The sequence below is a fragment of the Streptomyces sp. W16 genome (assembly GCF_033194735.1).
Classification (GTDB): domain Bacteria; phylum Actinomycetota; class Actinomycetes; order Streptomycetales; family Streptomycetaceae; genus Streptomyces.
In genome coordinates, this window is the sequence record NZ_JAWOAI010000617.1 from 1 (window position 1) to 5,178 (window position 5,178).

The following is a 5,178-nucleotide window of genomic DNA, read 5'->3' on the forward strand; positions in this document are numbered from 1 at the left end:
GCCGTGGCCGGTCGGTTCGGTGGGGCGCGCCCGGTCGGCGGGCAGGGCGAGTTCGTCGGGCAGACCGCGCAACGCCTCGGCCCAGTGCGCGAGTTGAGCCTGGCCGGTGCGGGCGAGCAGGTCGTCCTGCCAGAGGGTGTAGTCGGCGTACTGCACCGGAAGCGGCGCCCAGTCGGGTTCCTGTCCTTCGCGGCGGGCCGCGTAGGCGGTGTCGAGGTCGGCGAGGAAGGGGCGGTCGGACCACTCGTCGGTGGTGATGTGGTGCAGGACGACGGCCACCACGTGCTCGTGCGGGCCGAGCCTGAACACCTCGCAGCGCAGGGGGAGTTCGACGGTGAGGTCGAAGGGGCGGCGCTGGGCGGACTCGATCAGCGCGGGCAGTTCGTCCTCGGCGCAGTCGACGACCGTGCAGGCCGGGTCGGCCTCATCGGCCGGGACGATCCGCTGGTACGGCTCTCCCTCGTGCGTCGGGAACACCGTCCGCAGCGCCTCGTGCCGTCCGGCGACGTCCCGCAGGGCGGCGGCGAGGGCATCGGTGTCGAGGGTGCCGCGCAGCCGGAAGACCAGCGGGAAGTTGTAGGCGACGCCGCTGCCGGTGATCTGCTCGACGAGCAACAGCCGTCGCTGGGCGGCCGACAACGGGATGCGGGCGGGTCGGTCGGTGACGGGCGTGACTGCCGGACGGGCCGGGCTCGCCGCGTCCGCGCGCCCCGCGAGGAGGGCGGGCGTGGGGGCCTCGAAGAGGTCGCGGATGGCGAGTTCGGCGCCCAGTTCGGTGCGGGCGCGGCTGACCAGGCGGGTGGCGAGGAGTGAATGGCCGCCCAGGTCGAAGAAGTTGTCCTCCGCGCCGACCTCGGGAAGTCCCAACACCTCGGCGAACAGGCGGCAGAGCACCTCCTCCTGCGGGGTGCGCGGTCCGCGTCCGCCGCCGAGGGCGACGGCGGGTTCGGCGTCGGGCAGGGCGCGGACGTCGAGCTTGCCGTTGGCGTTCATGGGCAGGCCGTCGACGGTGACGAAGGCCGACGGGACCATGTAGTCGGGCAGTTCGCGGCCCAGGTCCTCGCGCAGCCGTCGTACCAACGCGCTCGCCTCGCGGGCGGCGGTGGGGTCGTTGGCGTAGGGGTGGATACCGCCGCCGGGACGGAACAGGCCGCCGGTCAGCCGGAGTTCGGACGCTTTCAGGAATACGGCGTCGTACGTCCCCTGCTGCTCCGACCAGGTGGTCAGCACCCGGTATCCGGCCGCCGTGCCGAGTTCGTGCAGGTGCTCGGGGTCGACGCCTGTGTCGGTCGTACGACCGTCGGGGATGCCTGTGAAGCGGAGTGCCTCGGGCCGTTCACCGCGCGGGCGTTCGGTGGTGGCACCGGTCGCGGACCAACCGCTACGCAGGAGTTCACCGATCGCCTCGGCCGACGTCCAGTCGCCGCGCAGGAGTTCGCCGATGGTGTTGCCGGTGGCCCAGTCGACGGACGGGGCGTTGTCCAGGCGTACGTCCGGGGCGTCGGCGTAGAGGACGACGTCGTAGCGGTGCCGGGACAGTTCGTTTTGGTGGTGGGCGCGCTTGGTGCGCAGGTCGACGCCGTAGCCGAGGGTGGTGAAGTAGTCGGGGTCCACGAGGAGTTCCTTCTCCAGGCGCAGACCGCGTTCCACCGCCCGCTCCAGGTCCGCTTCGGCGGTACCCCTGGTGCGCTGGATCTCGGTGTGGAAGGTGCCGGCGAGGCGCAGGTTGCGGACGTCGCCGACGAAGAGGGCGCCGCCGGGTGCGAGGAGTTCCATCAAGCCGTGCAGGACGGTGGTGAGGTGGTCGATGCTCGGGAAGTACTGGACGACGGAGTTGATGACGATGGTGTCGAAGTAGGCGAAGGGCAGGCCGCTCAGGTCCTCGGCGGGGCGGCAACGCAGTTCGACCTTGGCGGCGAGGGCGGGGTCGCGTCGCACCTCCTCGCCTATCTTGCGGATGACGGGGGCGGCGAAGTCCGTGGCCCAGTACGCCTCCGAGTCCGGGGCGAGGCGGGACAGCAACAGACCCGATCCGACGCCGACTTCGAGGATGCGGCGGGGCTTGAGGGCGCCGATCCGGGCGAGGGTGGCCTCGCGCCACTCGTGCATCTCCTCGAAGGGGATGGGCGCTCCGTCGTAGGAGCTGTCCCAGCCGTCGTACTGCTCGGTGAAGACGGCGGTGCCGATCTCCTCGTACTCGTCGGAGTAGATCTCCTGCCACTCCCCCACCTGCGCGGCCTCGGCGGCGGTGCGTTCCGTCGAGTCGGCGCCGGAGGGGACGACGTAGCCGACGAGGCGTTCGTCGCGGACGACGACCGCGGCCTGGGCTACCAACGGGTGGCGGCTGAGGGTGGTCTCGATCTCGCCGGGTTCGATGCGGTAGCCGCGGATCTTGACCTGGTCGTCGGTGCGGCCGAGGAAGTCGAGGTTGCCGTCGGGGTTGCGGCGGACCAGGTCGCCGGTGCGGTACATGCGCTCACCGGGCTCGCCGAACGGGTCGGCGACGAAGCGTTCGGAGGTCAGCGCGGGCCGGTCCAAGTAGCCGCGGGCCAGGCCGATTCCGGCGATGTACAGCTCGCCGGGCACCCCGTCGGGCACCGGGCGCAGCCAGGCGTCGAGGATGTGGGCACGGGTGCCGCGGATGGGCTTGCCGACGGTCGGGGTGTCGCTGTCGAGGGTGCCGCCGCCGAGGGTGTTGATGGTGTACTCGGTCGGCCCGTACAGGTTGTAGCCGTACGTCCCCTCGGTGTCGCGCAGGGCAGCCCACACCGTCTCCGGGACGGCCTCGCCGCCGAGCAGCACCAGCGGCGGGACGTGGCCCTCCAACAGGCCCTGCTCGATGAGGAGTCGGGCGTACGTGGGGGTGACGTTGACGACGTCGACACGGTGGCGTTCGCAGTAGGCGACCAGAGCCTCGGCGTCTCGCCTCAACTCCTCGTCGCAGACATGCACTTCGTGGCCCTCGACCAGCCAGAGCAGCTCCTCCCACGACATGTCGAAGGCGAAGGACACGGTGTGTGCGATGCGCAGCCGCCGCCCGCCGGCCGAGGCGATGGCGGGCTCGAAGATCTCCTTCTGGTGGTTCAACTGCATGTTCGTCAGGCCCCGGTAGGGGGTGACGACGCCCTTGGGGCGGCCGGTGGAGCCGGAGGTGTAGATGACGTAGGCGGGGTGTTCGAGGCTGAAGCGGAGGCGGACGGGCGCGTCCGGCAGGCCCGCCAACTCCCCCTTGGTATCGGGGTCGTCGAGCAGGACGCGGGTCATCTCGCCGTCCAGCGTGGCGGATACGGCCGCGGTGCTGAGCAGGAGGAGCGGGCGGGCGTCGGCCAGCATCAGGGACAGGCGGTCGGCCGGGTGGTCCAACTCCAGGGGGAGGTAGGCCGCTCCGGTGCGCAGGACCGCGAAGAGTGCGACCACCATGTCGAGGGAGCGCGGGAGACCGAGGGCGACGACCTGCTCGGGGCCCGCGCCCCGGTCGATCAGCAGTCGGGCCAACCGGTTGACGGCGGCGTCGAGTTCTGCGTACGTCAGGGTGCGCTCGCCGAAGACCAGGGCCCGTTCGTCCGGGGTGCGCTCGGCCTGCGCGGCCAGCAGGTCGGCGATGGTGTCCTCGGGGTCGGGGACACGGCTGGTCGCCGACTCCCGCCGTAGCGCCTCGTGTTCGGCGGGAAGGAGCGGGTCGAGGGAACCGACCGGTGCCGCGAGGTCGGCGGTGAGGCGGTCGATGAGCAGGGCGAAGCGGTCGAGGAGGGCCTGTGCGCGGTCGGTCGGGACGAGGTCGGGGCGGTGGGTGAGGGTGACGGCGATCTCGCGGCCGGGGGTGATGACGAGGTTGGCCGGGTAGTGGGTGGCGTCGACGTTGGCGACGGCCGTGGCGCCGTGCCGGGTCTTCAGGTCGGCCAGCCGCTCCTCGGTGTCGTTGTTGCGCAGTACGAACAGCGTGTCGAAGAGCTTGCGGTGCCCGGTCTCGGCCTGGAGCACGCCGAGGCTGAGGTGCTCGTACGGCATCAGGTCGAGGCGTTCGCCCTGGACGCGGCGGAGCAGGTCGAGGACCGGTTCGGCGGGGTCGAGGGCGATGCGGGTCGGGACGGTGTTGAGGAACAGGCCGATGATGTTGCCGACGTCCGGGACCTCGCTGGGGCGACCGGCGACGGTGGTGCCGAACACGACGTCGGCGCGGCCGGTCGCGGAGGCGAGGGTGAGCCCCCAGGCGGCGTTGAGGATCGTGTTGAGGGTCAGGCCGTGGGCCGGGGCCAACTCGCGGAGCCGGTCGCCGAGTTCGGCGGGTAGGCGGGCGTCGAGCTGGTCGGGGATGACCGGTTCGAGGCCGTCGGCGGCGGTGGGCGCGAGCAGGGTCGGCTCGTCGAGACCGGCGAGCGCGGTACGCCAAGCGGTGGTGGCGACCGAGTCGTCCTGCTCCTCCAGCCAGGTCAGGTAGTCGCGGTAACTGCCGGGCTCGGGCAGGGAGTTGGCGTCGCCGCCCGTCTCGTAGAGCGCGAACAGCTCGTCGAGGAACAACCAGGCCGACCAGCCGTCCCACAGGATCAGATGGCGGCCGATGACCAGCCGGTCGCCGCGCTCCGCGCCGAGGCGGAGCAGGAGCAGCCGGAAGAGCGGGGGCGCGGACAGGTCGAAGCGACGGTTACGTTCGGCGTCCGTCAACTCCCGTAGGAGCACGTCCTGCTCGGCTGCGGGGAGGAGGGTGAGGTCGACCTCTTCGAGGGGGATCTCCGGGTTCTCGACGATGAACTGCACCGGCTGGTCCAGGCCGTCGCTCGTGAAGCCCGCGCGCAGGCCCGGGTTGCGGTCGAGGAGGGTGCGGACGGCGGCGCGCAGCCGGCCGGTGTCCAGGCGGGTGGCGAAGTCGAAGGTCTCGTGGACGGTGTAGACGTCCAACGCGCCTTCGTCGTACGCCGAGTGGAAGAACAGGCCCTCCTGGAGGGGTGCCAGCGGCCATACGTCGGCGATCTCCGCCGGAGCGGCGACGGCGCGGACTCGGGCGTGTTCGGCCTCGGTGAGGGTGAACGCCTCGACTCGGTTGCCGGGGACGGCCGTTGTGGTGCCGGCCGCTGCCGCGAGCGCGGCCGGTGTGCGGTGGGTGAACACGTCGCGCGGGCTCAGGTCCAGGCCCGCCGCGCGGGCGCGACTCGCGACGCCGATGGAGCTGATGCTGTCGCC

The 5,178-nt window shown here is 71.8% G+C and carries 1 protein-coding gene; it reads right to left on the reverse strand.

The features are described 5' to 3' along the window. Positions 1-5,178 (reverse strand): non-ribosomal peptide synthetase (locus R6V09_RS45350; RefSeq protein ID WP_317887322.1); only part of this gene is annotated, 5,178 nt, incomplete at both ends.